The organism is Arthrobacter sp. Y3223164 (assembly GCF_059091005.1).
Window position 1 is genome coordinate 1 of record NZ_JBNHGF010000394.1, and the last position, 2,486, is coordinate 2,486.

At 67.5% G+C, this 2,486-nt stretch carries 3 protein-coding genes; all 3 read right to left on the bottom strand.

Annotation, left to right across the window (positions count from 1 at the left end):
• A partial coding sequence (locus AC5RUJ_RS14515) for a laccase domain-containing protein (RefSeq protein ID WP_494156069.1) occupies positions 1 to 270 on the bottom strand: 270 nt, incomplete at its 3' end.
• A gap of 20 nt (positions 271 to 290) precedes the next feature.
• The gene (gene ftsZ, locus AC5RUJ_RS14520) at positions 291 to 1,475 is read right to left on the bottom strand and encodes a cell division protein FtsZ (RefSeq protein ID WP_493999470.1); all 1,185 of its coding nucleotides are present in this window, start codon (positions 1,473 to 1,475) and stop codon (positions 291 to 293) included.
• 219 nt (positions 1,476 to 1,694) lie between these two features.
• A partial coding sequence (locus AC5RUJ_RS14525) for a cell division protein FtsQ/DivIB (protein ID WP_494156070.1) occupies positions 1,695 to 2,486 on the bottom strand: 792 nt, incomplete at its 5' end.

Genomic DNA, 2,486 nt, shown 5'->3' on the forward strand with positions numbered 1-2,486 from the left:
GTCGGCGCTGACCAGCGCGTCGGCCGGCGCCGCTCTTTCAGTGGTGTCGGCCTCCCCTCCGCCGGCGGGGATGACCGCGGCGACGGCCGAATGCACCTGGTTCATGAACCGCAGGGAACCGGCCGGTACGGACATGGCGTCTTCAAGCGCCGCGCGCCGCCGGAGCACCGTGCCGGGGTCGTCCCCCACATGCAGGCCAAGGTTCCCGGCCGAGCGGTCGGTAAAGGCGGCCCACACGCCGGTGTGGACCCGCTGCTTCCACCAAAACACTGCCGGACCTGCCTGAGGGTTTACTTCAGGAAGTCCGGAACGTCCAGGTCGTCGACGCGGCCCGCGCTCAGGTCCGGCTCGACGATGGCCGGCAGATCCATGTCGAAGCCCGCATCGGCAGGAACGTGGTGCTGCGGCATGGCACCGCTGAAGCTGTGCTCCATGGGCTCCGAGACCGGCACGGACGGCTGGGCGGCCGGAACGGCGGGCGTACCGGCGGGGGCGGCGGCCGGCTTCTGGGTCGGAGCGGAGGTGACGTCCACCTGGTCAAAGCCGGCGGCGATGACGGTCACGCGGGCTTCGTCGCCGAGTGCATCGTCGATGACGGCGCCGAAGATGATGTTCGCCTCGGGGTGTGCGACCTCCTGCACCAGCCGGGCGGCCTCGTTGATCTCGAACAGGCCCAGGTCGGATCCGCCCTGGATCGACAGCAGCACGCCGTGCGCACCGTCGATCGAAGCTTCCAGCAGCGGAGACGCGATGGCCAGCTCGGCGGCCTTGACGGCCCGGTCCTCGCCGCGGGCGGAGCCGATGCCCATCAGCGCCGAGCCGGCGCCCTGCATGACGGACTTCACGTCGGCGAAGTCAAGGTTGATCAGGCCCGGGGTGGTGATCAGGTCGGTGATGCCCTGCACGCCGGAGAGCAGCACCTGGTCGGCGGACCGGAAGGCATCGAGCATGGAGACGTTGCGGTCGCTGATGGACAGCAGACGGTCGTTGGGGATCACGATGAGGGTGTCGACTTCGTCGCGCAGCGTCTCGATGCCGCTTTCGGCCTGGTTCGAGCGGCGGCGGCCCTCGAACGTGAACGGGCGGGTGACAACGCCGATGGTCAGGGCGCCGAGCGAGCGCGCGATCCGGGCCACCACCGGTGCGCCGCCGGTGCCGGTGCCGCCGCCTTCGCCGGCGGTCACGAAGACCATGTCTGCCCCGCGCAGCACTTCCTCGATCTCTTCGGCATGGTCCTCGGCGGCCTTTCGGCCCACCTCCGGGTCGGCGCCGGCACCAAGACCCCGGGTGAGTTCGCGCCCGACGTCGAGCTTGACGTCGGCGTCACTCATCAGCAGTGCCTGAGCGTCGGTGTTGATGGCGATGAACTCCACGCCACGGAGTCCCACCTCGATCATCCGGTTGACGGCATTCACGCCACCGCCGCCGATGCCGACGACCTTGATGACGGCCAAGTAATTCTGCGGTGCTGCCACGTCCTGTGTCCCTTGCTCGAGTCTGTGCACTGATCAGTTCTGCCGGAGCGGGCGGGTACCCTGTCCGGTAGTTTCACCTAACCTTAACCTTCAGCTTGAAGGTTAGAGTTATGTCAAGTAGTTTCTATTCGTGACGCTAGACGGAAGCCCCCGCCCACACAACGACCTTGCTCCGCGTGTCGCGCGTTCCCACCATGTTGCGCATTTCCCGTCTCCTGCTCAACGGGTCACCGGGCGTGTGGGCGTGCTCACATCGATGACGCTCGCCTTGTCTTTCACGTCTTTTGCCCGCAGCATCGCCTGCAGGACGGTGGCCTTGAGTTCCTGCTCCTGCGCGTTCCCCCACAGCACTTTTTGGCCGCCGGCCAACTGGAGTTCCACCGAGTCCACCGACTGCGCGGAGGCGTGTTTGAGCTGTTTCAGGACGTCGGGCGGCAGCGCGGCGAGCACCCCGGTGATGGACGCGAAGACATCCGGGTTTTCGGCGGCCTTCGCGCCGTCGATCAAGGGCAGTTTTGCCTCGCTGCGCTTGGCGACCGACGCAAGTTCCGTCCCCGACTCGTCAATCAGCACGAATTTCTTGCCGTCCTTCAGCACGGCCACGGGCGTGTGCTCGATGATCCGAACGTGCAGTTCCGACGGCGGCCTGGCGATCACTTCCACCGACTCCACCGCCGGCAGGTGGTCCACCCGGGCATGGACGTCGCGTTCTCCGATGCGGGCCAGCGGCGTTCCCATGAGCGGTTGCAGCGCCTCGGTAAGCGTTGCTTTTTCGGTCAATTCGGCGCCCTCGACGGTGATCGTCTTCACGGCCAGCGCCGGCGACAGGAAGATGACCGACATCAAGACGGCGAAGAGCACGGCCACAATCCCGGCGGCGATCAACAGCCGGCGCCGCGTCTTGCGCGCGGCCGGTTCGGGGAAACTGACGACGGTGGTATCGGAGGTGTCCGCCCCGTCCGCGCGGTCCGGTCCCGCCCCGTGGCCCCGCCACCGCGACAGCAGCGCTGC